Source organism: Erwinia sp. AC075 (assembly GCF_979253995.1).
This window is the reverse complement of sequence record NZ_CEEDEU010000001.1, coordinates 1,103,244-1,129,950: the sequence shown is the minus strand read 5'-3', so window position 1 is coordinate 1,129,950 and position 26,707 is coordinate 1,103,244. Positions and strand designations below refer to the sequence as shown.

Here is a 26,707-nt window from a genome sequence, read left to right as displayed (position 1 = left end):
GTAATTCAGACAAAACGTTTGCCTGAATTACGTTAACGGGCCTGATAAAATTATTTTTTCTGACCATACCAGGCGTTAGTGCCGTGCTTACGCAAATAGTGATTATCCAGCAGTGGTTGCTGGATGGCAGGCAGGTTGGCCGTGAGTTGCTGACTGAAGATCCCCATGTAGGCCACTTCTTCCAACACCACGGCTGAGTGAACGGCCTCATCTGCTGTTTTGCCCCAACAGAATGGCCCATGCGAATTCACCAGCACCGCAGGAACCGCCAGCGGATCGATTTCACGCTGCTGGAAGGTTTCGATAATCACTTGCCCGGTTTCCCACTCGTATCGCGTCTGAATCTCTTCAGGCGTCATTTGTCGGGTGCAGGGAATGGCGCCATAGAAATCATCCGCATGGGTGGTTCCCCAGGCAGGAATATCCCGGCCAGACTGGGCCCAGATCGTCGCATGGCGGGAATGGGTATGGACGATACTGCCTACCTCAGGCCAGGCCTGATAAAGTGCGCGATGGGTATCCGTATCAGACGAAGGTCGTTTGTTGCCTTCAACCACCTCCCCCGTGGCGACGTTAACCACCACCATATCGTCACGCTGCATAACGTCATAGCTGACACCCGACGGTTTAATCACCATCAGCCCACTGTCGCGATCCAGCGCACTGACGTTACCCCAGGTAAAGACCACCAGACCGTGTTTTGGCAGCGCCAGATTGGCTTCCAGTACCTGTTGTTTTAACTGTTCTAACATTTTTCTTCTCCAGCCCCATTTTCTCCATTTTCCCCCGCGACTTACGGACTGGGTATGGAGCTATTCGCTGGATGCCCGGCAGGAACTCGCTGTAGGCCAGTAAATGCGTGAACAACAGGGATCCCCTCTGCGCACGAATAATCAAAAACAGTGCGTAAACATTTTTCTCTTTACAAAATAAGACATTACTTTACGAGTGTAATCGTTTCCACTCGCGATTGATTTATATCAACTTAAACCAATCCTAAACGGCGTAATTTGCGCACCGACGAGAAATGGCATGTCGATTCCATTCCGACATTGTTTCCATCGTTTTCATTCCTGGTGAGCTTTCCCCCTGAATGCCTGGCAGGTATCAGGGGGCTTTTTCCGGGCAGTGAAATAAGTTTCGGTTAGATGTTGATGCCCTGTTATCACCGTCAAATGGGGAATCTGGCCGTCATGAATGCGCACAAACCCAAATTACGGAATACCTGAAAATGAAAACCAGTATCAAAATGCTCGCCCTGGCTGTTGCCACTGTTTCAACCTTTGCTGCTGTTGCGGCACCAGAATCACCATCACTCACTGGTTTAACAGGTGGCGCGTTGTCTGATTCAATTAACAACAATTTTGGCAATTCATACATCAATGCTAAAAATACCCAGAGCGTAGGCTACGCAACTCCTGACGCAGTTCCATCAAAACAGCCACAGGTGCCGCAGATTTCACCACAACGCACACCGCAGAAAACTCCTGTTGCAATGGTGCAATCAGTACCACAGCGGATGAATGTTCCGCAGGCAATTCCGCAGGCCACGCCACAGATACAACAAAAAACACCAGTTGCTCAGTTGCAGCCATCCGTTGCGCAGGCCGTGCCACAGGCCGTGCCGCAAGCCCCACAGCGGACGCCAGTGCCTCAGTTGCAGCCCGCTGTTATGCAAGCGGTGCCGCAGACTACTCCGCAGATCCAACAACAAACGCCGATCGCTCAATTGCAGCCTTCAGTACCGCAGGCCGTGCCGCAGACTACTCCGCAGATCCAGCAACAAACGCCGATCGCGCAATTGCAGCCTTTAGTACCGCAGGCCGTGCCTCAGTCGGTACCACAGCGAACGCCAACCCGCATCAATGTCTATATGACACTATTACAAAAAACGCCGGTTGCACCTGTTGCAGTTAACCAGCGCGTGCCAACTATCAACGTCGCGGCATCAACCCTAAACCCGTCAACGCAGGTTTCAGTAACGATCAACGGCGTTACGCAGGTAACAACCGCCGCGCAACTTGCTGCGACGATGCCCGGCGTACAGGTGGCGGTTCCTTACGTCTCAGCCTTCCAGATTAGCCACACCGGTAACCGCCACGACAAAGCGGGCCATAACAAAGGCAGCATTGGCCATCAGGGTCGTGGCGCAGAGAATGCCCAGGCATCAGCGCATAACAGCCCTAATGGCCGTGCGCATGGTCTCTGATTGCTGATTAACTGAATGCAATAAACCGAGGTACAGAATGACCCACATCCCAAGCCGTTACCTTTCCCGCGCGCTGTTGATCCTGGCCATTACCGCAATGTCTGCCGGGCCAGCCTATGCCATTAGTGCTAAATATCGCGCTCAACTCGAGGCAAGCGGCTGTACGCAGATGACCGATGGCGTGAGCTGCGATATCCATAAAACCAAGGCGCAGAACGCCTCACGGCAAACGCAACCTGAAGAGATTGATGCGATGATCGGGCAGCCAATCAGTGACACTGCCGAACGTCTGCTGGCAGAGGGCTGGAAGCCGCAGAACGGACGCTGGTATCAGGGCGATCGGGTATTGACGCTGACGGTGGTTGATGAGGTCGTTAAACATGCCCGGTTAGCGCAACGAAACGATCGCTAACAGAGTGTTTCAGTGGCCATGCATCTCAGGGAACGGGGTGCGCGATTTGATGGCGGAAACTGGATGGTTCAGGGGAATGCGTTTTAGGACCAGAAATGTCTAAGCATTTAGGATTTTTTACCTGTGAAGATGATCAGCGGTGAATACAATACAGAAAGGCAATAGGACCCGAGGTTATAGTTAGACTTCTATCTATATCCGCTCTGTTGTCAGCGATTAATTGCGTTCCAACTGCGGGCTATGCACAGCATTTTTTATAGCGGTTAATTTCCTTTAAGTGAGATAAACCACTCATAAATATGCCCGGATTGGGCCTTCAACGCAAAGCAGACGCTATACTGAGAAAGATATCTCTGTAAAAGACATTAAGGAGAATTGATGATGTCAATGACCGCAAAACGTATTACCGCTGGCGTGTTAGCCGCAACTCTGGTGCTTTCACTGAGCGCATGCTCGAACTGGTCTAAACGCGATCGTAATACGGCAATTGGTGCTGGTGCTGGTGCTATTGGCGGAAATATTCTGTCCAACGGTAGCGGACTGGGTACCGTGGGTGGTGCCGCTGTTGGTGGTATTATCGGCCACCAAATCAGCAAATAATAACCATAATAAATTCAGACTATGCAATGCATCTACAGCAAAAGGCCGCGAAATTCGCGGCCTTTATTATGGCTTCCGATGATCGGCCTCAGTTGAGATTGCTGCAGCGATGTCGCTTCAGCCTCCTGCCAGCTTCACCTTCAAACCCTTCGCTTCGAGTAGCGTTTTTAACAGGTCGCGCTTGTCGCCCTGTATTTCAATCACGCCCTCTTTCACCGAGCCGCCGCAGCCACATTTTTTCTTCAATTCCGCCGCCAGCTTTTCGATTTCTGCATCATTCATCTCCAGCCCAGTAATCAGGCAAACACCCTTGCCCTTTCTGCCGCTGGTTTGCCGTTGCAGACGCACGATGCCGTCGCCCTTAGGCCGCTGGACTTCCTGCTTCGGCTCATCAATACGGCCTGAATCCGTCGAGTAAACGAGGCGGCTGTTATTATCTGCCATTATGCCTCCTGTAATGATGCAAGAATGGTTTTCAGCGTGGCTTGCGGATCGGCCGATTGGGTAATTGGACGCCCGATCACCATATAATCCACGCCAGCCTGCTGCGCCTGTTGTGGTGTCATGATCCGACGCTGGTCGCCCGCGTCGCTGCCTGCAGGTCGAATGCCCGGCGTCACCAGCTTGAAGTCTGATCCAAAAGCCTGTTTAAAGCGAACCGCTTCATGCGCTGAGCACACCACACCGTCCAGCCCGCACTGCTGGGTCAGACGCGCTAAACGCTCGGCATGGTCTGCCGGGGACGCATCGATACCAATATCTTTCAGGTCTGAAGCCTCCATGCTGGTCAGCACGGTGACGGCAATCAGCTGCGGCGCATCTTTGCCAAAAGGCAGAAGCGCCTCACGCGCGGCGGTCATCATCCGCGCTCCGCCGCTGGCGTGGACATTGACCATCCAGACACCCAGCTCTGCGGCCGCCGCAACGGCGTGTGCGGTAGTATTAGGGATGTCGTGGAATTTCAGGTCGAGGAAGACGTCAAAACCCCGCGTGTGCAGGTCTTTCACCAGCTCAGGTCCGAAAAGGGTGAACATCTCTTTGCCTACTTTCAACCGGCAGCTCTGTGGGTCAATTCGATCCACAAAAGCCATAGCGGCAGCGCGATCGTTATAATCCAGCGCGACCAGAATGGGGGAACCGGTGACCGAAAGTGATTGCATAGAAGAGCCCTCTTAAGAGTGATGCGCCTTTGGCACAAGAGATAAACGGCAAGCATTCTACCTGCGACACCGGCAAAATCACAGGTTGGCGCGTCAGTTTTCGTCAGCCTGCCCTGTCAGACAGCAAACAACGCCGATGTCACAGGTATCTTATTAATAATATTATTTAGTATGTTGTAACTAAAGTTGGGGTGTAAAACAGGCCAGTGACCCAATTACGGGTTACTGGCCGTCGAGACCGCGAATAGGTTTTACCGAAGACCAGGCACGGCATGAAGGACAATGCCAGTAAAGTGCATGGGCGGTGAAGCCACATTTGTGGCAGCGATAACGGGGCTTGGTGCGGATTTGCTCGCCTACCATGTCACGCAGCACCATCAGGCTCTCTTTCGCCCTGCCATCTTCCGCTTCATGCAGGTGATAATCCATCAAACGATGGAACACCCGCATCGTCGGATGGCGCTGAAGCTGACGATTGATATACAGCTGAGCCACTTCCCCGCCCTCGTCATGTTCAATCACATCAGACAGGTACAGCTCTGCTGCCGCTCCGGTGTTCTCTTCCACGCAACGCTTAAGGTACTCTGCCCAGGCATTCGGCTGATCGAGCTGCTGATAACAGGTTTCCAGCATTTCCAGCGTTTCACTGACCAGCTCTTTATCCTGCTCAAGCACGCGCTGCAGGTGGCCAACGGCTTTGGCATACTCGCCTTTGGCCATATGGATACGGCCCGTCATGATTGACACGCGTGCGCTCTGCCGGTCGGCTGACTCACCCTTCCGCAGCAGGCCCATTGCGCGATCGAGATCGTCACTGCCCATTGCCTGCAAGGCCAGTTCGCAATAGAAATGCGCAATTTCCATCCGCTGCTTATCTTTGCCCAGCTTCACCAGTCGCTCGGCCACTTCAATCGCTTTAGGCCAGTCGCTGGTTGCCTGATGGATGATCAACAGCTGTTGTAAGGCACCCACGCGGAAATCCGTTTCATCCACCAGCTGGCTGAACATCTCTTCTGCACGATCGTAAAAGCCGGCGGCCATATAGTCGCGGCCCAGCTGTTGTACCGCTAACAGGCGCTGATCGTAAGTGAGTGAGGCACTTTCCATTAATGCCTGGTGGATACGGATAGCGCGGTCAACTTCGCCACGCGAGCGGAAAAGGTTGCCTAACGTCAGGTGCGCTTCAACGGTGCCACTGTCCTCTTTCAGCATATCAAGGAACAGATCGACCGCTTTGTCCTGCTGATTGGAGAGCAGGAAGTTAACGCCCGCCACATAATCGCGTGACAGTCGGCTTGCTTCCTGTTGCTTGTCCTGTTGCGCGCTACGGCGCCCCATATACCAGCCGTAGGCGGCGGCAACAGGTAATAACAGAAACAACAGTTCCAACATAAGAGATTATTCCTTAACGGCAGGGACTTGTGACACTGTCACGGTCTCTTCTGCCTGCCCCAGCTGTTGCTGAAGGCGTTTTAATTTACGCTGAGTGTGGCCCAGTGAAACACGTACGCGCAGCCAGAAGAGACCGCAAATAGCCCAACCAAGTAAGAATCCGGCGGCAAACAGTACGGCCAGCAGCGTGGATACGCGGTATTCTCCCTGCGCTAACAGGTAGTTGAATGAAACAACCTGATCGTTGTGCGCCCCAAGCGTAATAGAGATGATAAAGATCACCAATACCAGTAAAAAAATCAGCAAATATTTCACAGTCCATCCCATAGTCTGGTGTTAACCAGATGAATTATGCCAAAAAAAAAGCGCTGTTGCTTGTCCGATGCGTCTGGAAACGCGGAGACCATGAAAAATTCCTGCACATCCCTCAGTTATGGGGACAAAAGCCAGAAATTCAATCACTCCGCATCGCGCTGCTCGATCTCCTGCTCTTCCTGCGGCGGCACGGTCAACGGTCCGCAATAGCGCTGCACCAGCCAGGTTGCCAGGGTAACCAGGGCCCAGCTGATCGCGGTGGCGGTAATCAAATCCTGTGGCCAATGCATGCCCAGCACCAGTCGACTGCCCATCACACCGACGGCCCACGCCACTAATATCACCACCGTGACGATGCGGCGACGCGGCCAGAGCAGCCCAATCCCCAGCAATGCCCAGCTGGCGGCAAACATCGTATGGCCTGAGGGAAACGCATAACCGGTCTCAAATTCCCAATGTTGCTTTAACCAGTCAGGTAGCTGCGTATTGTTGATCAGCGCATTGCGCACCAGCGTGCTGCGTTCCGGGCGTTTCTGCTCGTAGAACGTTTTTTCATCAAGCCCATTACTGTGTTCAAGCCACAGAACATAAGGACGAGGCTCCTGCACCTGCTCCTTTATAAAGCTCTTGGCATACTGCCCGACCAGAATGGCCGAAATCACAATCACCAGCAACAGGAATGCCGGTTTGAAACGAAAACGCAGGCACCATAAAAACCAGCCGCACAGCACCGCGCTGGTCAGCGTTCCCCACGGGCTGGTCACCGTTTCGGTTAACCAGAACAGCATTTTATAACCGATGCCCATTTCAACCGGTTGCCAGTGCCAACCCGATAGCCAGACGGCTGCTGGCATAATAAGCAATATTAGTGCACCCAATGTGGTGCGAAGCGCAATTTCTCTCATAGTCATCCTTTACCGGACCGGGTGTTTGATCAAAACAAGATAAGTTTATGATAAAAAATAATAACATACTGACTGACAAGGTGATAATTGTGCGGTATCACTACAATCGCTCTAACTCGTTAACCGCCTTCGCCCTGATTGTGGCAAAATAAGCGTTATGAATTGTGTCAGTTTGCTGACAGCGCGCTACCATGATGATAGCGCAACACTTGATGGTTCTGGAGAGTCACATGCAGCTTAAACGGGTAGCAGAAGCCAAACTGCCCACGCCATGGGGAGATTTCCTGATGGTTGGTTTTGAAGAACTGGCAACCGGTCACGATCATGTGGCACTGGTTTATGGAGATATTACCAACAGCGATGCGGTACTTGCTCGCGTACATTCCGAATGTCTGACCGGCGATGCGCTGTTCAGCCTGCGTTGTGACTGTGGCTTCCAGCTTGAAGCTGCGCTGAACCACATCGCCGAAGAAGGACGGGGCGTGCTGCTCTACCATCGTCAGGAAGGACGCAATATTGGTTTGCTTAACAAGATCCGCGCCTATGCCTTGCAGGATAAAGGCTATGACACGGTTGAAGCTAACCACCAGCTTGGCTTTGCCGCTGATGAACGCGACTTCACCCTGTGCGCCGATATGTTCAAGCTGTTAGGCGTGAACGAGGTGCGTCTGCTAACCAATAATCCGCGTAAAGTTGAGATCCTCAGCGAAGCCGGGATCAACATCGTTGAACGCGTCCCGCTGATCGTCGGGCGTAATCCCGAAAACGCGCACTATCTGGATACCAAGGCGGCCAAAATGGGCCATCTGCTGTCAAAAGACTGAGCCGCGATTAGCACAAAAAAAGGGCCGACTGAGATCGGCCCTTTTTCATTTCAGATTGCTTTTGATGACTACGCGTCCAGCATATTACGGATAACATAGTGCAAAATGCCATCGTTTTTGTAATAGGTCAGTTCATTGCCGGTATCGATGCGGCAGCGGGTTTCCAGCACTTCCTTGCGGCCATCAGCATAGGTCAGCGTCACGTTCACCGTCCCACCAGGCTTAAGCTGCGTCAGATTTTCCACGTCAATCCATTCGTCGCCGGTTAATCCCAACGTTTTACGGGTTACGCCCTGCGGGAATTCCAGCGGCAGGATCCCCATACCGATCAGGTTGGATCGGTGGATACGTTCGAAGGATTCAGAGATCACCACGCGTACACCCAACAAACGCGGTCCTTTAGCGGCCCAGTCACGACTTGAGCCGGATCCGTACTCCTTACCCGCGATGACGGCCAGAGGCGTACCCTGCTGCTGATACTTCATCGCCGCATCGTAAATGGCTAACTGCTCGTCACCCGGCACAAATCGCGTTACGCCACCTTCCACACCCGGTACCATTTCGTTGCGAATACGTATGTTCGCGAAGGTCCCGCGCATCATCACTTCATGGTTACCACGACGCGAACCGTAGGAGTTGAAGTCGTTACGTTCTACGCCATGATCGAGTAAATAGCGCCCTGCCGGACTTTCCGCTTTGATACTGCCCGCAGGAGAGATGTGGTCAGTGGTCACCGAATCGCCCAGCATTGCCAGAATCCGCGCTCCTTTAATGTCTTTAACCGGATCGGGCACTTTGCCCATATGATCAAAGAACGGTGACAGGCGAATATAGGTCGATCCTTCATCCCAGTCATAGGTCGCGGCTTCGCTGACTTTGATTTGCTGCCATTCTGGCGTGCCTTCAAACACCTCGGCGTATTCTTTATGGAACATATCGGTCGACACCAACTGCACAGCTTCGGCAATCTCTTCCGGCGAAGGCCAGATATCTTTCAGGTAGACCGGATTACCGGCCTTATCTTGCCCGATGGGATCCTGTTGCAGGTTGATATTCATGTTGCCGGCGAGCGCATAGGCCACCACTAATGGCGGTGATGCCAGCCAGTTCGTTTTCACATAAGGGTGAATACGACCTTCGAAGTTACGGTTGCCGGACAATACGGCGCCAACGGTCAAGTCGCCTTGTTTAATGGCGGTTTCAACTTCGTCAGGCAGCGGGCCTGAGTTACCAATACAGGTGGTACAGCCATAGCCCACAAGGTTAAATCCCAGCTGATCCAGATAGGTTGTTAAGCCTGCGGTCGCGAGATAATCCGAAACCACTTTGGAACCTGGCGCAAGGGACGCTTTCGCCCAGGGCTGACGTTTCAGGCCCAGCGAAACGGCTTTCTTCGCCAGTAATCCGGCGGCCATTAATACGCTTGGGTTAGAGGTATTGGTACAGGAGGTGATGGCGGAGATAACCACAGCACCGTCTTTCAGCGTTTGCTGCAGGCCGGTTTTGCTGTCGGTATAGGTAATAGCCTTGTGCTGTTTCTGCGACTGATTGACTTCAAGCTCGTTACTGGCCTGGAAGGCTTTAGGCACATCGCCCAGCGCCACACGATCCTGAGGACGTTTCGGTCCGGCCAGACTGGCTTCAACTTCATTCATGTCCAACGCCAGCGAGCTGGTGAACACCGGTTCATCGCCAGGATTGCGCCACATTCCCTGAGCTTTGGCATAGGCTTCAACCAGCGAGACCTGTTCGCTACTTCTGCCTGTCAGGGTCATATATCCCAGCGTAACCGCATCCACCGGGAAGAAGCCACAGGTTGCACCGTATTCTGGCGCCATATTGGCAATGGTCGCGCGGTCAGCCAGCGGGAGGTCGTCCAGCCCGTCGCCATAAAACTCGACGAATTTGCCTACCACCCCATGTTTACGCAGCATTTGCGTAACGGTCAGCACTAAGTCAGTGGCGGTGATGCCGGGTTTAAGTTTGCCGGTAAGCTTAAAGCCGACCACGTCCGGGATCAGCATCGAGACCGGCTGGCCGAGCATTGCGGCTTCGGCCTCAATCCCACCGACGCCCCAACCGAGAACGCCCAGCGCATTGATCATTGTGGTGTGGGAATCGGTCCCCACCAGGGTATCTGGATAAGCAAGCTCTTCACCATCTTGCTGTTCATGCCATACCGCTTTGCCGAGATACTCCAGATTGACCTGATGGCATATTCCGGTGCCTGGCGGAACCACGCTAAATTTATTGAAGGCTTTCTGCCCCCAGCGCAAGAAAACGTAACGCTCATGGTTACGTTCCATCTCCAGCCGAACGTTTTCTTCAAACGCATCATCGTCACCAAAGCGATCCACGGTGACCGAGTGGTCAATTACCAGATCGACGGGCGATAACGGATTCACTTTGGCGACATCGCCACCCAGCCGTTTAACCGCTTCGCGCATCGCCGCCAGATCGACGACTGCCGGCACGCCGGTAAAGTCCTGCATCAGCACCCGCGCCGGACGATAAGCAATTTCACGATCGGCATGCGCCTGTTTTAGCCAGCCGGCCAGCGCCACGATATCGGCTTCAGTGACTGAGTCTTCATCCTGCCAACGAAGCAGGTTTTCCATCAGGACTTTCAGGGATTTAGGCAAACGTGTCAGGTCACCCAGTTGCTCCGCGACGCGGGGCAAACTGTAGTAGCTATAACGTTGGCCTTTAACATCCAGTGTTGTCCTGGCTTTATTATGTAGGGTCGACGACATTACTCCTCCTTTTTTCAACTCAAATCATAACCTGAGTTATTACAGGGTCTGATTTAAAGATAGTACAAACGAAAGGTAACGTTTTGATAACAACACGAAACGACAACATTGGAAACAACCGGTAAAAACAAAAACGCCCCACTGTACTAGCCAGTGAGGCGTTTCTATATAAATTCGTTTGTTTATGTATGCATTAAAGATGCATCAATAATCCTGCCCAGACGGCGCTTGTCCATAATAAGGCGGAAAAAGTCCAGGTACTGAACCAGGTCATTTGAGTTAAATTCATTTGCACTCCCCAGGTCTCTGCGACCTTAAAAACGTACTTCATATAAACCATTGCTAAATGCGAATGATTTCACCGTTTTTTTGATGGTTTTCCCATCATTCAGGCAGTAAAGTGCCCGGCCAGATTAGGTGGCCAATTGCAACGTAGGTAACTATTTGTATTATAATTTTCAGCCAACTGGCCGAAGAAAGAATTAGACGCTTATTATTATTTGGTTTTCTTGTCGATCATTGAATCTATAAAACTGCGCTGCAATTCACTCAGGCCCCATGACTCTGGAACAATGACTTCATCGGAAGATTTGCCTTTGCAAAAGCGCTCTTTCATCTTGCTGGTTTGCTGTGACTTCTGATTGCAAGTCTGAAGATGCATAGTTAACCCCACACACGCCAAATCATGAATGCAGCTGCAATCCAAAACACCGCTGAACCAGCGAATACTGCCAGCCAGGCTTTGCGTTTCATGTTAGCGCTACGCTGAACTTTCATGGTCTTATGACCGAAAACGGGTTGTACTGTTAATTTAGTGTTCATAGTTTTTGATAATCACTCTCATTGAAAACGATTGTTTGAACCAATCAGAAATTAGGATGAATCCTAAACATTATTCTGAGCGAAATCCAGTAATTTTTATTGAACAAAACGATTAATGGCATTTATCAAACAAGAAAAACTATATCCTTTGTGATTAATCAAACTTAAGTCAATTAATTACGCCTTAACCCAAATAACATTGATCTCATCAGCTTTCAGATCCATTTAAAACTAGAGTTTTCTTTACCTTCCCTTAAGAACCGCCCTTCTCCGCTGTTCTATAACAAGAGTATGAGAATCATCCTAGACAGACGCAAAGTCCGTCGACCAAAAGTGTGTACCAATTCTCATTTAACGAATAACAATCAGAAAACATGTGATACATGTTTCATTTACGTAAAAAGAATAAAAAGGGTTAATCGTTAAGAGCAATTTAAAGGTCCATTGAAATAAAAAGGGCCGCATGAGCGGCCCTTGACATAACACTAATATTCACGGGGGAAATTATCTTGCAGGAAGTTTAATGTCTTTAAACATCGCTTCAATGTCTTCATTGGAGCGTAAACCTACTGCAGTATCAACCACATCGCGCGTCAGGTGCGGTGCGAAGCGTTGGATAAAGTCATACATATAGCTGCGCAGGAAGGTGCTGCGGCGGAAACCAATTTTGGTCGTACTGAAGCTAAATACATCAGTTGCTTCAATCCTTACCAGGTCAGGATCGGAAACCGGATCGACCGCCATGCTCGCAATCACCCCAACCCCCAGTCCCAGGCGTACATAGGTTTTAATCACATCCGCATCGGTGGCAGTAAAGACTATCCGTGGCGTCAGCCCTGCACGGTTAAAGGCAGTGTCCAGTTCTGAACGGCCCGTAAATCCGAACGTATAGGTGACTAATGGGTATTCTGCAAGTTCTTCAATCGATACTTTGGCCTTACCCGCCAGCGGATGATCGGGGGTAACGACTATCGCCCGGTTCCAGTGATAGCAAGGGAGCATGATTAAATCGTCGTACAAATGCAGCGCTTCTGTGGCAATCGCAAAGTCCGCGTTGCCTTTAGAAACGGCTTCAGCAATCTGCGTTGGCGAGCCCTGATGCATATGCAGCGACACGCGAGGATAGCGTTCAATAAAACCTTTAATCACGTTAGGCAGCGCATAGCGTGCCTGGGTGTGCGTGGTGGCTACATACAGCGAACCTTTATCAGGCCAGGTATGCTCACCGGCGACAGACTTAATGGCATCGACTTTAGACAGCACTTCACGGGCGATACGGATAATTTCTTGCCCTGCCGGCGTCACCTGAGTCAGGTGTTTGCCACTGCGTGCAAAAATCTGGATCCCCAGCTCATCCTCCAGCATGCGCACCTGCTTACTGATGCCCGGTTGAGAGGTGTAGAGCCCTTCTGCGGTGGAGGAGACGTTCAGGTTGTGATTGACCACTTCAACAATGTAACGCAGCTGCTGCAATTTCATTTTTCATTCCATCTGAGGTTTGAAGCTACGCGCCGAAGTCCATGCAGAAAGCGGTGAAAACATCGCTGCAGCAGTGGGGAGTCCGGTCTAATGCGATTTTATAATAAGGAAAGGGATCTCTATAACAACTATAACAAAATCAGGGGAGATGTATAGCTCAGCAAGGCGCAGTGGAGGAAGAAAGGGCCAGCTGGCGCTGGCCCATCAGATTACTTCTTCGCCGCTTTTTTCGCAGTGGCTTTGGTGGCCGTGGCTTTATTGGCGGCAGCTTTAACCGGAGCGGCTTTGGTCGCGGTCGCTTTGCTGGCGACTTCCCATTTGCCATCAACGTAAAACGCTGACCAACCCGTCGCCTTACCGTCTTTCTCGGTACTGACGTACTGCTGTTTGGTTTTACGGCTGAAACGCACGACCGCTTTGTTGCCTTCTTCATCGCTGACCGGCGCATCGGCCAGATAGCTCAGTTTTTCAGGCAGACGATCGCGGAAGCGTTGCAGCTCTTCCACCAGCGGCGCACGTGTTTCGCGTGATTTCGGGAAGGTGTTGGCGGCCAGGAACACGCCAGCAGCACCGTCACGCAGCACGAAATACGCATCTGACTTCTCACAGGTCAGCTCTGGCAACGGCACCGGATCTTCTTTCGGTGGCGCAACATCGCCATTACGCAGGATCTTACGGGTGTTTTTGCATTCCTCGTTGGTACAGGCCATGTACTTACCGAAACGTCCCATTTTCAGGTGCATTTCAGAACCACATTTTTCGCACTCAACAATCGGGCCATCGTAGCCCTTGATGCGGAATTCACCCTGTTCGATCTCATAACCATCACAGCCTGGGTTGTTACCACAGACGTGCAGCTTACGCTGGTTGTCGATCAGGTAGCTGTCCATCGCAGTGCCACACTTCTGGCAACGATGACGGGCACGCAGCGCGTTGGTTTCAGCATCATCACCCTCAAGAATATTCAGCACTTCATTCTCAGGGATTAAGTTGATGGTCTGCTTACAACGCTCTTTTGGTGGTAATGCATAACCTGAACAACCGAGGAACACACCGGTACTTGCGGTACGGATACCCATTTTGCGGTTACAGGTCGGGCAGTCAATCGAGGTCAGGATCATCTGGTTCGGCTGCATGCCACCCTCTTCAGGATCCTTATCCGCTTTTTCCAGCTGCTGGCTGAAGTCAGCAAAGAACTGATCCAGCACGCCTTTCCACTGCGCTTCGTTATTCGCAACCTTATCGAGGTTGTCTTCCATATGCGCGGTAAAATCGTAGTTCATCAGCTCGCGGAAGTTAGCTTCCAGACGATCGGTAACGATTTCACCCATTTTCTCCGCATAGAAACGACGGCTCTCAACGCGGACGTAACCACGATCCTGAATGGTCGAGATAATCGACGCATAGGTAGAAGGACGACCGATACCGCGTTTTTCCAGCTCGCGCACCAGCGACGCTTCGCTGAAGCGAGCCGGTGGCTTGGTGAAGTGCTGACTTGGCTTCAGCTGTTGCAGCTTCAGCTCTTCGCCCACTTCAACCGGTGGTAAGGTCCGGTCTTCATCGCCTTTACGCAGCGCAGGCATCACCGCCGTCCAGCCATCAAAACGCAGCGTACGGCCTTTGGCCTTCAGTTTGAAGTCTCCAGCCGCCACGGTCAGCGTGGTGGAGTCATACTGCGCTGGCATCATCTGACAGGCGACAAACTGGCGCCAGATCAGCTGATATAATTTCTGCGCATCGGCTTCCATATCCTTCAACTGCTCGGACTGAATAGCCACATCAGAAGGACGAATCGCTTCGTGCGCTTCCTGCGAGTTTTCTTTGCTGCTGTACACATTGGCGGCTTTCGGCAGGTACTTCGCGCCAAACTCAGTTTCAATGTAGCCGCGAACCATGCTAACCGCATCCTGGCTCAAATTCGTTGAGTCAGTACGCATGTAAGTGATGTGACCCGCTTCATACAAACGCTGTGCCATCATCATGGTTTTCTTCACGCCGTAACCCAAACGGGTACTTGCCGCCTGTTGCAGCGTGGAGGTGATAAACGGCGCGCCTGGCTTGCTGCTGGTCGGCTTATCTTCACGATCGGCCACCACATAGCGGGCTTTTTCCAGCAGGCTAACCGCAGCATGGGTCTGCTCGCCGTTGACCGGGCGGAATGGCTTGTCATGCTGATGCGTGACTTCCATCGGCAGACCGGTGCCTTTCGGCGTGTTCAGGTCGGCGTGCAGTTCCCAGTATTCTTCTGGGGTGAACGCTTTAATTTCGCGCTCACGCTCAACCACCAGACGCACGGCCACAGACTGGACGCGGCCAGCAGACAGTCCACGGGCAATTTTTTTCCACAGCAGCGGGGAAACCATATAGCCCACTACGCGGTCCATAAACCGGCGTGCCTGTTGCGCATTCACACGGTCAATATTCAGTTCGCCCGGCTTTTCAAACGCCTGACGAATCGCATTCTTGGTGATTTCGTTAAACACCACGCGGCTGAAGCGTGAGTCATCGCCACCGATCACTTCCCGCAGGTGCCAGGCAATGGCTTCCCCTTCGCGGTCAAGGTCCGTTGCGAGATAGATGTGGTCAGCGTTTTCGGCCAGAGCCTTCAGCTCTGCAACCACTTTCTCTTTGCCAGGAAGGATTTGGTAATCCGCTTCCCAACCATGAAAAGGATCGACGCCCATGCGGCTGACAAGCGCCGCTTTCTCGTCCTTTTTGACTTTTTTTGCTGGTTTACTGGTTGTAGAGTCAGCGCTCTTTTTAACTGTTGATCCACTGGTCGGCAAATCCCGTATATGACCGACGCTGGACTTCACCACGTAGTCATTTCCAAGATATTTATTGATCGTTTTGGCTTTTGCCGGGGACTCAACTATTACGAGAGCTTTGCCCATATTTACCTTTACCTGATTAAAACATCCGAGAGTAAAATGTGCCGTTTGCCAGAGCAAGCGAGACGCGTTAACGATATGGCGACCGGGGAAATAATTTTCAACCCGACGCTTTCTGCTCTGTTGATGCTCCCTGCTTAAGAAGCCAACCTGCTGATTAACGACACTTTTTACAACCTGTTCTGTGCATTTCAAACATTGCGTAAAGCTAGTTTTACGCCCGGAACCCGAAACGCCCACACTGTACCTGATAAAATTCGATACGCAACTTAATTAGCATCTGCCCGCGATTTACGCCAGAAAGTCGGCTAAAAAGAGTCGGCTGGCGCATACACCTATAAAGCCTGTGGAATTGTTAAGCGCGGACGTAATATACTCTTACGCACACGCCTACTATAAAGGAGAGAAAACGTGAATCAGACCCAGACGATAGATCGTCCCGCCCTGCTGGTGATTGCCAATGAGCTGATTGCCGGGCATAAGGATGTCTTCCCAGGATTAGTGGCGACCGATGTGGAACAGAAAGGGGACGTGCTGATATTTCGCGGCGACTACTTTTTAGATGAACAGGGATTACCTGGCGAGAAAAGTACGGTGGTGTTTAACGTGTTCAAGTATCTGGCGGTTGAGCTATCTCCCCTGTACCGGATCGCGTAACCGCGCCCGCTGAGCGGGCGCAGTGTCTTTTACAGCAGGGGTTTTTCACCACGCTGCCAGAGACGCAGCAGCAGACGTTCTGCGCTACCGGCGGCACTCTGGGTAAAACGGTCGATCATTTTCTTACGACGGGTGAACCGAACGGAAATCACCTCATGATTGGCCATCTGATCGATAATCAAATCATCACTGGTGCCGATGGCATCAACCAGCCCTTTCTCAAGTGCCTGAGTACCGAACCAGTGTTCGCCGGTGGCAACGCTGTCGATATCCAGTGAAGGACGCATCTGATGCACAAACTGTTTGAACAGCAGATGCGTTTCATTCAGATCTTCACGGAATTTCTCACGCCCCTGTTCCGTGTTCTCACCAAACAACGTCAGCGTGCGCTTGTACTCGCCAGCCGTGTGCAGCTCTACATCAATTTCATTGCGCTTCAGTAAGCGATTGAAGTTAGGGATTTGCGCCACCACCCCAATCGAACCGACAATGGAGAATGGCGCCGCAACGATACGATCGGCCACACACGCCATCATATAACCACCGCTGGCGGCAACTTTGTCTACGGCGACGGTCAGGCGAATACCTTTATCCCGCAGGCGCTGAAGCTGTGAAGACGCCAGACCGTAACCATGTACAACGCCGCCCGGGCTTTCCAGACGCAGCAGCACTTCGTCCTGCGGTTTCGCCACCGCCATTACGGCAGAGACTTCTTCACGCAGCGAGCTGACTTCATGGGCATCCATGCTGCCTTTGAAATCCAGCACGTACAGCGTAGGCTTAGTACTCTCGCTTTTCAGGCCCTGCTTCGCCCGTTGTTTGGCGGCTTTTGCTTCCTGTTTATCCTTCTTCTTTTGCTCTTTGTGCCACAGTTTTTGATCCTGATGCTTCATTTTTGCCAGCATCATGTCATCTTTCATTTCCTGGTAGTTTTCACCCAGGTGAGTCAGCTTTAACTGCCCGCCCTGTGCACGCTTGCGCATCGCCAGGTTAGTGATCAGAATGGCAATTGCTGCGATAGCAACCACTACGGTGACCGTTTTGGCCAGAAAAAGCCCATAATAAGAGAGTAAATCCACTCATTCCGCCTTATTTAACATCGTATTAGATCAGCAGCTATTGTAGCCGAGTCACGGCCAGGAGTCGCCCGAATCCCCTTCCTGCCGCACGCTTTTACCCTTATTGAAGATTGAACTGCTCACCAATTTAGGGCATAAAGCACATTATCTATTGCGGGCAATGGCTTAGCAGCGAAGCTGCCAGCGCGATCCATCACCACCGCCAGAGGAATTCAACGTGTACTATCAACCTAAAGACAACCTGCTCACTGGCCGAATCATTCTGGTCACCGGAGCCAGCGATGGAATTGGCCGCGAGGCCGCCGTGACCTATGCACGTTATGGTGCTGAGGTCGTCCTCCTGGGCCGTAATGAAGAGAAACTGCAGGCCGTGGCCGATGACATTGCGGCGACCGGTAAACCGGCACCGCAGTGGTTTATTCTGGATTTAGAGCAGGCTTCTCCCGCGCGTTGCCAGCAGTTGGCCGCAGAGGTGGCGCAACATGTGCCGCGCCTAGATGGTGTGCTGCACAATGCCGGTCTGCTGGGCGATATTGTGTCCATGGAAAAGCAGGATCCTCAGGTCTGGCAGCAGGTGATGCGCGTCAACATTGATGCCACTTTCTTTCTGACCCAGGCGCTGCTGCCGTTGCTGCTTAAATCCCCTTGCGCCTCGCTGGTGTTTACCACGTCCAGCGTGGGACGCCAGGGCCGCGCCGGTTGGGGAGCTTACTCCGTGTCGAAATTCGCCACTGAAGGCATGATGCAGGTGCTGGCTGATGAATATGACAGCAAACATTTGCGGGTTAACTGCATCAATCCTGGCGGCACGCGCACTAAAATGCGCGCCAGTGCCTTCCCGGAAGAAGATGCCAACAAGCTGAAAACGCCGGCTGATATCATGCCGCTGTATCTGTTCCTGATGGGCGATGACAGCAAGCGTAAAACCGGGATCAGCTACGATGCGCAACCCGGACGTAAACCCGGAGCGGCCGAATAATGGCAGATGATCGGCACCAGCAGCGTCAGCAAAAGTTGAAAGAGAAAGTCGATGCGCGTATCGCCTCAGCGACGGAAGTGCGCGGCATTTTGATGGTCTTTACCGGAAACGGCAAAGGCAAAACCACTGCAGCATTTGGCACCGCCACACGTGCGGTTGGCCACCAGAAACGCGCCGGTGTGATCCAGTTCATTAAAGGTGAATGGCCTAACGGCGAGCGGAATCTGCTGGAGCCGCATGGCGTCGAGTTTCAGGTGATGGCCACTGGCTTTACCTGGGACACCCAGAACCGCGAAACCGATACAGCAGCCTGTTTGCAGGTCTGGCAGCACGGCAAGCGCATGCTGCAAGATGAGACGTTGGATTTGGTGGTGCTGGATGAGCTGACCTATATGGTCAGTTTTGATTACCTGCCGCTGGAAGAAGTCCTCACCGCGCTGACTAATCGCCCTGCCCATCAAAGCGTAATTATCACCGGCAGAGGCTGTCACCGGGACATTCTGGACCTTGCAGATACCATTACCGAGATGCGACCGACGAGGCATGCTTTTGATGCCGGCATTCAGGCTCAGCAAGGCATCGACTGGTAGCGAGTGTCGCGCCTGTTAGCAAATAAAAAACCCCCTGATGCAAAACATCAGGGGGTTTTTTCTTCAGGTCAGGTTACCGGCGTTTAACCCCGTTTAGCGGACGGTTTGCCTGAGGTACGCGCTGAAGATTTGCCTGCGGGTTTAGCCGCAGCCGCTTTACCGGATGCTTTGCCCGAAGGGCGACGGCTACCCGGCGCAACCTGCGAGTGGCGCTTAACCGCACGGCGGATCTGGTTGGCTTTGGTGCGACGGCGATCTTTTTCTACCGCAACTTTACTGGTGATTTCTGGCGGCAAGTCGACCAGTTCACGCAGATAGTTGGTTGGAGCCAGCTCCAGCTCAGTCCAGCCGCCACGTGGCAAGCCTTTCGGTAACTGGATGTCGCCGTAACGGGTACGGATCAGACGGCTAACCTGCACGCCGACGGATTCCCACAGACGACGCACTTCGCGGTTACGGCCTTCGGTCAGGGTCACGGTGTACCACTGGTTGATGCCTTCACCGCCGGTGAATTTCAGGGTTTTGAAAGAGGCCGGGCCATCTTCCAGCTGAACGCCACGGCTCAGCTGACGGATTTTATCATCATCAATGGCGCCGAATACGCGCACGGCATATTCCCTTTCAACTTCACGGCTTGGGTGCATCAGACGGTTGGCCAGTTCACCATCAGTGGTAAACAGCAGCAGACCGCAGGTGTTCACATCCAGACGGCCAACGGCAATCCAGCGCGCGCCGCGCAGTTTGGGTAAACGGTCAAATACGGTAGGACGCCCTTCAGGATCGTTACGCGTGCAAAGCTCGCCTTCTGGCTTGTAGTACGCCAGTACACGACAAACTTCTGCGGTGGATTCTGCTACGGAGACCAGATGGCCATCAACGCGGATCTTAATAGAAGGGCTGGAGTCCACGCGGTCACCCAGCGTGGCGAGTTTGCCGTCCACGCTGACGCGTCCGGCAGAAATCATGGTTTCAATTTCGCGGCGGGAACCGTGTCCGGCGCGTGCTAATACTTTCTGTAATTTTTCGCTCATGGCGCTAACCTCTGTGTCGCCTTCCCAGGCGTCATGCTATTCAAGTGGCCCGTGACAGCAGCAGAGGTTGCTGTGCCGCGCCCTGCGCGATGCACACCACCGATCCTCTGCCCTTTTTCAGGGGAAGCGCATTCTACACTAAGTTGACTTCTATTGATAACGGTATGCGCGTGTTTCAACACCCTCGCAGATACATCAGTTTCACCGCAACGAAACAGGCCGTTTTACCGTCGCGGCGACAACGCAATCAGCCATTACCGCCGGACAGACTCATTTGTCTGACTTAACAGAGGCTTGCCACAAACCCGCTGTCACGCTAATGATTTCATTGGAAAAAATAACCAATGTTACTAACCTGTTAAATAATATTAGATGGATTTCGCCGATAATAATGATCCTTGTCATTAAGCCTTAACGCCCGCCAGCGCTCGTTTTCGCATGAAGATAAAGCCAAATAGACCATCATGTAGCTGACTCAACCAGCTTTAAAAGTATCGATAGCTGTTAACACCACTTTTAAATGCAACAATAGCAGATTGTTCTGTCGTAATTAAAATGCACCTTGATATAAGTCAGGTTAAATCAAAATATTCAGACCAATTATATAGAAGGTTGAGTTAAATCTTGATCATCCCTATTTTTAACTCTGCCGTGCATTTATTATATTTGCGGCATTAATAAGTTTGTGTAGAATTCACTCAAGCAATTCGGTAATGAATTAACTGGATTGTTAAATAAATATTATAATTTAGTTTAAGTACGTAAAATTTAAAACATAAGACTTATTGCTAGTTTATTAATAAAAGAGGAGCCCGACTCCTCAAAAAAATACGCTGAACTTGTGTCAGCATCGGCATTACACGTCATCTATCTTCACCAGGGATTTACTGACGTGTCCGACTAAGTGTGATCATCATGAAAACTATAATGACCCTTCCGGCATTAGCTGTGCTAATGCTGACCGGCTGCTCTGTCGGTAAATATGAGTACAGCAGTGAAGCCATGAAACGTGTCGATATGAACTTTACCGGGATCCCCACCATCCTGGGCATCGGCGCGCTTGGCACCAGCATCCCCATCACCCCTGAGTACAGTCTCACCGCGGCCCACGTGGCGAAGCTTTCTGTAGAAAAAGTAAAGGCCTACCATCCCTATTGCGACCTCGCGATTATTTATCATAAGAACGATCTTAAATCCTTACCCAAATTCCGTAATGGCGAAATTGGCGACCCGGTAAAGATGTACGGCTACAGCTTTATTAGCGCCATGCCGGTGGAATCGTCTGGGGTAAATCTGGCCCTGACTGGTATTCGTAATGAATGGAATAAACGCCCATGCGTGGCGATGGTTTCGAATGCGGGCGTGGTAAAAGGGATGTCAGGCGGTGCCGTTTATAATCACGATGACACCATTGGCGGTGTGATCGTTGGCTTCACCAAAGAGATAAAACGCCACAAGAATTCAGCAGTTCCTCTTAAGGATGTCTCGCTTTATATTCCGTATGAAGACTTTAAGGACTGGCTGACCAAGTCGACGACTTAACGCAAATAAGATGGATTCACACATTTAACGGACGATTAAATGAAGCTTATTAAATCCGGGCCCACCGAAGAATAATTCCTTTGGTGAGCCCGCTAATATTATAAGAACGGCTGGACGTCGCCGACACCCTCACGCACAACTTCTGGCGTATTTTCGGTAAGGTCGATCACCGTGGTGGGGTGCTGCCCGAGATAGCCGCCGTGAATAATCAAATCCACCAGCTTACCAATGCTGTCCTGAATGGCTTCCGGATCCGACTCGGTAAAGTCATTACCGGGTAACATCAACGACGTCGACATCATCGGCTCATTCAGTGCTTCCAGCAGCGCCAGCGCAATCGGATTCGACGGTACACGCAGTCCAATCGTCTTACGCTTGTCATTCATTAAACGGCGTGGCACCTCTTTGGTCGCCTTCAGAATGAAGGTGTAGTTGCCTGGCGTATTGTTTTTGATCAGTCTGAAAGCGGTATTGTCTACATGCGCATAGGTCGATAATTCAGACAGATCGCGGCAAACCAGCGTGAAGTTGTGGTTACCATCCAGCTTCCTGATCTTACAAATCCGTTCCATCGCACTTTTATCTTCCAGCTTACATCCCAGCGCATACCCCGAATCCGTCGGGTAGACAATCACGCTGCCTTTATTCAGTAACTCAACGGCCTGCTTAATCAGTCTTGGCTGCGGGTTTTCCGGATGAATATAGAAAAATTGACTCATAACTAACCTCTTATCTGACGCACCGCAGAGAGATCACTCGGGTGCGATTTCCGGGAAGCGAAGCCAGACTGCTTCGACGCCACCCGGAAGCCATAATTTTTTTCCCAACTCGATCCACGGGCAAGGCTGATGGAAATCAGAGCCTTGCGAGGCCGCGAGTTGATAATCCTGTGCATAACGTGCCAGCTGCGTGCGCTCGTTCGGCGCCTGCTGACACTGAGCCACTTCCATCGCATCGCCGCCCTCTTCACTGAAGTGAGCGATCAGTCGCTTCAGCCACTTGGCAGAAAGCCCGTATCGACCTGGATGGGCCAGTACGGTGCGCCCGCCAGAATGATGAATGGCATCAATGGCTTGTTTAATTGTACACCACTGTGGCGGAGCGTAACCGGTTTTGCCGCGGGCCAGGTAGTTTTTGAAAACCTGCGCCATATTATCGGCCTTGCCCTGCGCAATCAGGAAGCGGGCAAAGTGTCCACGGGTGATGGCGCCACCTTCTGCCAGCGCCAGCGCGCCGGCCAGCGCATCGGGGATATGTGCTTTCTCTAAACGCTCAGCAATCAGTTCGGCTCTCGCCATGCGGCGTTCGGTTTGCTGCTGTAGAAATTCGGTCAGGATCGGGCTGGCGCAATCGACGCCCAGGCCGACAATATGAATCTCGTGGTTTTCCCACAGCGTCGAGACTTCCACCCCGGCCATTAACTTCAGTGGCAGCTGATGCTTAGCAATCGCCTCACGCGCGGGCTGCACACCGTCAATGGTGTCGTGGTCGGTAATTGCCAGCACGCCAACGCGATGCTCTACCGCCCGCAATACCAGCTCTTCAGGCGTAAGCAGCCCATCGGAAGCACGGGTGTGGCTGTGTAGATCATAAATTGGGTAGGGATTCAGCGGGGTTGGATCGGTCAAAACGGCTCCGGCGTTGGCGGATAAATGTCGCAGCATGATACCCAGAATTATCTGCGCGGGGAAAAAGAGTATTGACTTTTTTACCGCGAACCAGTTAACTAGTACGCAAGTTCACATGAAAGGGTATCGCAATCATGACTATGACACAGACGATGATGACTGGTTGGTGGCGCACTTCTCCCTGAATGGGCGAAGGAGTCATGCACGCAACCAGACGTTGTGCAGATACCCAGGCCCGCCAAAAGCGGGCCTTTTTTTTAGTAAAATGTAGAGAACAGACCTCATGCAAAATGCCAAACCTACAGTGAAGTTGATTACCGGCAACGCACCTTATCGCGAGGATCCGGCCGCCGTGTTTCATCAGTTGTGTGGTGCGCGCCCGGCTACGCTGCTGCTTGAGTCTGCTGACATCGACAGCAAAAAAAATCTGCAAAGCCTGCTGATCGTCGACAGCGCGCTGCGCATCAAGGCGCTGGGAAACAGCGTGACCGTTCAGGCGCTTTCAGAGAATGGCCGCGCCATCCTGCCTTTGCTTGATGCCGCACTGCCGGCTTCGGTCATCAGCACCGTCCGCCCCGATGGGCGCGAACTGACCTTCCCGGCCAACACCGAAGTGCAGGATGAAGATTCCCGCCTGAAAGCCACCTCGGTGTTTGATGCGCTGCGCCTGATCCCGCAGCTGGTTAACAGCCCGGCAGAAGAGCGCAAAGCTGTGCTGTTAGGCGGTCTGTTCGCCTATGACCTGGTCGCCAGTTTTGAAGACCTGCCGGCGCTGGAGAACCAGCAACGCTGCCCGGATTACTGCTTCTATCTGGCCGAAACCCTGCTGGTGATTGACCATCAAAACCAGACGGCGCGCCTGCAGGCTTCTTTGTTTACGCCTGCCCCAACCGAGTTCTTACGTCTGCAAAGCCGTATCGAACAGTTACACGCTCAGATGTTGCAACCTGCTCACCCGCTGCCGGTTCAGCAGGTTGAAGAGATGGCGCTGAGCGTCAACCAGAGTGATGAAGAGTATTGCGCAGTGGTTCGCCAGATGCAGGACGCTATCCGCATCGGTGAAATTTTCCAGGTGGTGCCTTCCCGCCGCTTCTCGCTGCCTTGCCCTTCTCCGCTGGCCGCTTATGACACGCTGAAAAACAGCAACCCAAGTCCTTATATGTTCTTTATGCAGGATCAGGACTTCAGTCTGTTCGGCGCGTCACCAGAAAGCTCGCTGAAATATGATGCCATCAGCCGTCAGATTGAAATCTATCCTATTGCCGGTACGCGCCCACGCGGTCGCCATGCGGATGGTTCCCTGAACCGCGATCTGGACAGCCGCATCGAGCTGGAAATGCGGACTGACCATAAAGAGCTGGCTGAGCATCTGATGCTGGTTGACCTGGCGCGTAACGACCTGGCCCGCATTTGCGAACCCGGCAGCCGCTACGTTGCCGACCTGACCAAAGTCGACCGCTACTCGTTTGTGATGCATCTGGTGTCACGCGTGGTGGGAACCCTGCGTGAAGATCTGGATGTGCTGCACGCTTACAGCGCCTGCATGAATATGGGCACGCTGAGCGGCGCGCCGAAAGTACGTGCGATGCAGCTCATTGCCGGCGCGGAAGGCACCCGTCGCGGTAGCTACGGTGGCGCGGTGGGCTACTTCACCGCCAGCGGCGATCTGGATACCTGTATTGTTATCCGTTCAGCCTATGTGGAAGACGGCGTGGCAACGGTTCAGGCTGGCGCCGGCGTGGTTCTGGACTCTGTGCCTCAGGCTGAAGCCGATGAGAGCCGCAATAAAGCTCGCGCAGTGTTGCGCGCTATCGCAACCGCACATCACTGCAAGGAGATTTTCTGATGGCCGATATTCTGCTGCTCGACAATATTGACTCGTTTACTTACAACCTCGTCGACCAGTTACGTGCCTTTGGCCATAACGTGGTGATTTATCGGAACAACGTGCCTGCAGATACGCTGATTGAACGCCTGCAGAGCATGGAAAATCCGGTGCTGATGCTGTCACCGGGCCCTGGCGCGCCGTCTGAAGCGGGCTGCATGCCAGAAATGCTGACCCGCCTGCGCGGCCGCCTGCCGATTATCGGCATTTGCTTAGGCCACCAGGCGATTGTGGAGGCTTACGGCGGCCATGTGGGCCAGGCAGGCGAAATCCTGCACGGTAAGGCGTCGGCGATTGCGCATGACGATTGCGGCATGTTTGCCGGGTTGACCAACCCACTGCCCGTCGCCCGCTATCACTCGCTGGTCGGCAGCAACGTGCCTGAAGAGCTGACGGTTAACGCCACCTTTAATGGCATGGTGATGGCCGTTCGTCACGATAAGGACCGGGTTTGTGGCTTCCAGTTCCATCCGGAATCCATTCTCACCACGCAAGGCGCAATTTTGCTGGAACAAACACTCGCCTGGGCGCTGGCGTAAAACAAGGAGACACTGATGAACGCTATTCTTGAAAAACTTTACCAGGCCAACACCCTGACGCAGGCGGAAAGCCACCAGCTGTTTTCAGCCATTATTACCGGACAGCTGGAACCCACTCAGTTGGCCGCCGCGCTGATTGCGATGAAAGTCCGCGGCGAACGTCCGGAAGAAATTGCCGGTGCCGCAACCGCACTGCTGGAAGATGCGAAACCCTTCCCGCGCCCGGAGTATGCCTTTGCCGATATCGTCGGTACCGGTGGTGACGGCAGCAACAGCATCAATATTTCGACCGCCAGCGCCTTTGTGGCCGCGGCCTGCGGCCTGAAAGTCGCCAAGCACGGTAACCGCAGCGTCTCCAGCAAATCTGGTTCCTCTGATTTGCTGGCCGCTTTCGGCATCAGTCTGGATCTGCCGGCTGAGCAGGCTCGCCAGGCGCTGGATGACCTGAATGTCTGCTTCCTGTTCGCGCCGCAGTATCACACCGGCTTCCGCCATGCGATGCCGGTTCGCCAGCAGTTAAAGACCCGCACAATATTCAACGTGCTTGGTCCGCTGATTAACCCGGCGCGTCCGCCGCTGGCGGTGATTGGCGTTTACAGCCCTGAGCTGGTGCTGCCGATTGCGCAGACATTGAAAGTGTTAGGCTATCAGCGTGCTGCGGTGGTTCACGGCGGCGGCATGGATGAAGTGGCGTTGCACAGCGCAACCCACGTTGCAGAACTGCGCGAAGGCGAAATTACCAGCTACCAGCTGACGCCAGAAGACTTTGGTCTGAACAGCTATCCGCAGGAGGCGCTGGCAGGCGGAACGCCGGAAGAAAACCGTGACATTCTGACCCGATTACTCCAGGGTAAAGGCGAGCGCGCGCACGAAGAAGCGGTTGCCGCTAACGTCGCTCTGCTATTGAAAATTTTTGGTCATGAAGATTTACGTGAGAATGCTCAGCACGCGCTGCGCACCATACGGAGTGGTCAGGCTTACGAGCGCGTTGTCGCTCTGGCAGCAAGAGGATAAT

The 26,707-nt window shown here is 52.7% G+C and carries 23 protein-coding genes, 1 pseudogene and 1 other annotated feature; of the genes and pseudogenes, 10 read left to right on the top strand and 14 right to left on the bottom strand.

Annotated elements, in window-relative coordinates; all coding sequences use genetic code 11:
• Window positions 1-50: 50 nt before the first annotated feature.
• Entirely contained in the window at window positions 51-752 is a 702-nt protein-coding gene (gene araD / locus AC0IXH_RS05400) for an L-ribulose-5-phosphate 4-epimerase (RefSeq protein ID WP_013202371.1), read from the bottom strand.
• Window positions 753-1,231: 479 nt separating this feature from the next.
• On the opposite strand from araD, the gene AC0IXH_RS05395 reads away from it, so the two are divergent.
• The 3 genes from AC0IXH_RS05395 (at window position 1,232) to osmB (ending at window position 3,221) form a co-directional block, all read left to right on the top strand.
• On the top strand, window positions 1,232-2,209 hold the full coding sequence (locus AC0IXH_RS05395) for a hypothetical protein (RefSeq protein ID WP_013202372.1): 978 nt from the start codon (window positions 1,232-1,234) through the stop codon (window positions 2,207-2,209).
• 37 nt (window positions 2,210-2,246) lie between these two features.
• Window positions 2,247-2,621 carry a hypothetical protein gene (locus AC0IXH_RS05390; protein WP_013202373.1) on the top strand — a complete coding sequence of 125 codons (375 nt, stop codon included), beginning with the start codon at window positions 2,247-2,249 and terminating at the stop codon, window positions 2,619-2,621.
• A gap of 381 nt (window positions 2,622-3,002) precedes the next feature.
• Window positions 3,003-3,221 (top strand): osmotically-inducible lipoprotein OsmB, encoded by a 219-nt coding sequence (gene osmB, locus AC0IXH_RS05385; RefSeq protein ID WP_013202374.1) that lies wholly within the window; start codon window positions 3,003-3,005, stop codon window positions 3,219-3,221.
• A 117-nt stretch (window positions 3,222-3,338) separates the two neighbouring features.
• On the opposite strand, the gene yciH is transcribed toward osmB, so the two are convergent.
• The 5 genes from yciH to pgpB all read right to left on the bottom strand — a co-directional run bounded on the left by yciH (window position 3,339) and on the right by pgpB (window position 6,993).
• Window positions 3,339-3,665: a stress response translation initiation inhibitor YciH gene (gene yciH / locus AC0IXH_RS05380; protein ID WP_346567432.1), complete on the bottom strand. Its 327-nt coding sequence runs from the start codon at window positions 3,663-3,665 to the stop codon at window positions 3,339-3,341.
• Window positions 3,665-4,381 (bottom strand): orotidine-5'-phosphate decarboxylase, encoded by a 717-nt coding sequence (gene pyrF / locus AC0IXH_RS05375; protein WP_346567434.1) that lies wholly within the window; start codon window positions 4,379-4,381, stop codon window positions 3,665-3,667. Before pyrF ends, yciH begins: the two co-directional genes overlap by 1 nt.
• Before the next feature lie 222 nt (window positions 4,382-4,603).
• Entirely contained in the window at window positions 4,604-5,773 is a 1,170-nt protein-coding gene (gene lapB / locus AC0IXH_RS05370; RefSeq protein WP_471720116.1) for a lipopolysaccharide assembly protein LapB, read from the bottom strand.
• A 6-nt stretch (window positions 5,774-5,779) separates the two neighbouring features.
• A complete protein-coding gene (locus AC0IXH_RS05365; RefSeq protein WP_013202378.1) occupies window positions 5,780-6,088 on the bottom strand; it encodes a LapA family protein in 309 nt (102 codons plus the stop codon).
• 143 nt (window positions 6,089-6,231) lie between these two features.
• Window positions 6,232-6,993 carry a phosphatidylglycerophosphatase B gene (gene pgpB / locus AC0IXH_RS05360; protein WP_471720115.1) on the bottom strand — a complete coding sequence of 254 codons (762 nt, stop codon included), beginning with the start codon at window positions 6,991-6,993 and terminating at the stop codon, window positions 6,232-6,234.
• Between the two features lie 230 nt (window positions 6,994-7,223).
• Here pgpB and ribA point away from each other — a divergent pair, with 230 nt between their 5' ends.
• Window positions 7,224-7,817: a GTP cyclohydrolase II gene (ribA, locus tag AC0IXH_RS05355; protein ID WP_013202380.1), complete on the top strand. Its 594-nt coding sequence runs from the start codon at window positions 7,224-7,226 to the stop codon at window positions 7,815-7,817.
• Between the two features lie 68 nt (window positions 7,818-7,885).
• Here ribA and acnA read toward each other — a convergent pair whose 3' ends face one another.
• From acnA to topA, 4 genes are all read right to left on the bottom strand, one after another.
• On the bottom strand, window positions 7,886-10,570 hold the full coding sequence (gene acnA, locus AC0IXH_RS05350) for an aconitate hydratase AcnA (protein WP_471720114.1): 2,685 nt from the start codon (window positions 10,568-10,570) through the stop codon (window positions 7,886-7,888).
• Window positions 10,571-11,233: 663 nt separating this feature from the next.
• Window positions 11,234-11,392 carry a YmiA family putative membrane protein gene (locus AC0IXH_RS05345; RefSeq protein ID WP_013202384.1) on the bottom strand — a complete coding sequence of 53 codons (159 nt, stop codon included), beginning with the start codon at window positions 11,390-11,392 and terminating at the stop codon, window positions 11,234-11,236.
• A 504-nt stretch (window positions 11,393-11,896) separates the two neighbouring features.
• Complete coding sequence (gene cysB / locus AC0IXH_RS05340; protein ID WP_053142852.1) at window positions 11,897-12,871, bottom strand: HTH-type transcriptional regulator CysB; 975 nt, start codon at window positions 12,869-12,871, stop codon at window positions 11,897-11,899.
• Window positions 12,872-13,080: 209 nt separating this feature from the next.
• On the bottom strand, window positions 13,081-15,765 hold the full coding sequence (gene topA, locus AC0IXH_RS05335; RefSeq protein ID WP_013202386.1) for a type I DNA topoisomerase: 2,685 nt from the start codon (window positions 15,763-15,765) through the stop codon (window positions 13,081-13,083).
• A gap of 408 nt (window positions 15,766-16,173) precedes the next feature.
• On the opposite strand from topA, the gene AC0IXH_RS05330 reads away from it, so the two are divergent.
• The gene (locus AC0IXH_RS05330) at window positions 16,174-16,419 is read left to right on the top strand and encodes a YciN family protein (RefSeq protein ID WP_013202387.1); all 246 of its coding nucleotides are present in this window, start codon (window positions 16,174-16,176) and stop codon (window positions 16,417-16,419) included.
• 29 nt (window positions 16,420-16,448) lie between these two features.
• Here AC0IXH_RS05330 and sohB read toward each other — a convergent pair whose 3' ends face one another.
• A complete protein-coding gene (sohB, locus tag AC0IXH_RS05325) occupies window positions 16,449-17,498 on the bottom strand; it encodes a protease SohB (RefSeq protein ID WP_013202388.1) in 1,050 nt (349 codons plus the stop codon).
• A 217-nt stretch (window positions 17,499-17,715) separates the two neighbouring features.
• Here sohB and AC0IXH_RS05320 point away from each other — a divergent pair, with 217 nt between their 5' ends.
• Window positions 17,716-18,477 carry a YciK family oxidoreductase gene (locus AC0IXH_RS05320; protein WP_346567440.1) on the top strand — a complete coding sequence of 254 codons (762 nt, stop codon included), beginning with the start codon at window positions 17,716-17,718 and terminating at the stop codon, window positions 18,475-18,477.
• Window positions 18,477-19,067: a cob(I)yrinic acid a,c-diamide adenosyltransferase gene (gene cobO / locus AC0IXH_RS05315; RefSeq protein ID WP_346567442.1), complete on the top strand. Its 591-nt coding sequence runs from the start codon at window positions 18,477-18,479 to the stop codon at window positions 19,065-19,067. Before AC0IXH_RS05320 ends, cobO begins: the two co-directional genes overlap by 1 nt.
• Before the next feature lie 83 nt (window positions 19,068-19,150).
• Here cobO and rluB read toward each other — a convergent pair whose 3' ends face one another.
• Entirely contained in the window at window positions 19,151-20,098 is a 948-nt protein-coding gene (rluB, locus tag AC0IXH_RS05310) for a 23S rRNA pseudouridine(2605) synthase RluB (RefSeq protein ID WP_013202391.1), read from the bottom strand.
• Window positions 20,099-21,025: 927 nt separating this feature from the next.
• On the opposite strand from rluB, the gene AC0IXH_RS05305 reads away from it, so the two are divergent.
• Window positions 21,026-21,640 carry a serine protease family protein gene (locus AC0IXH_RS05305; protein ID WP_013202392.1) on the top strand — a complete coding sequence of 205 codons (615 nt, stop codon included), beginning with the start codon at window positions 21,026-21,028 and terminating at the stop codon, window positions 21,638-21,640.
• Between the two features lie 98 nt (window positions 21,641-21,738).
• Here the strand turns inward: AC0IXH_RS05305 and AC0IXH_RS05300 are convergent, their stop codons facing one another.
• Together AC0IXH_RS05300 and rnm are read right to left on the bottom strand one after the other, a co-directional pair.
• Window positions 21,739-22,359 carry an L-threonylcarbamoyladenylate synthase gene (locus AC0IXH_RS05300; protein WP_013202393.1) on the bottom strand — a complete coding sequence of 207 codons (621 nt, stop codon included), beginning with the start codon at window positions 22,357-22,359 and terminating at the stop codon, window positions 21,739-21,741.
• A gap of 33 nt (window positions 22,360-22,392) precedes the next feature.
• On the bottom strand, window positions 22,393-23,304 hold the full coding sequence (gene rnm / locus AC0IXH_RS05295) for an RNase RNM (protein WP_013202394.1): 912 nt from the start codon (window positions 23,302-23,304) through the stop codon (window positions 22,393-22,395).
• Window positions 23,305-23,426: 122 nt separating this feature from the next.
• Window positions 23,427-23,526 (top strand) — a sequence feature (Trp leader region).
• Window positions 23,527-23,551: 25 nt separating this feature from the next.
• Here rnm and AC0IXH_RS05290 point away from each other — a divergent pair.
• Both AC0IXH_RS05290 and trpD read left to right on the top strand, forming a co-directional pair.
• Window positions 23,552-25,114, top strand: a complete 1,563-nt coding sequence (locus AC0IXH_RS05290; RefSeq protein ID WP_265910628.1) for an anthranilate synthase component 1 — start codon at window positions 23,552-23,554, stop codon at window positions 25,112-25,114.
• Window positions 25,114-26,706, top strand: a pseudogene (gene trpD, locus AC0IXH_RS05285) (bifunctional anthranilate synthase glutamate amidotransferase component TrpG/anthranilate phosphoribosyltransferase TrpD). The gene AC0IXH_RS05290 and the pseudogene trpD overlap by 1 nt, the downstream one beginning before the upstream one ends.
• Window position 26,707 lies beyond the last annotated feature (1 nt).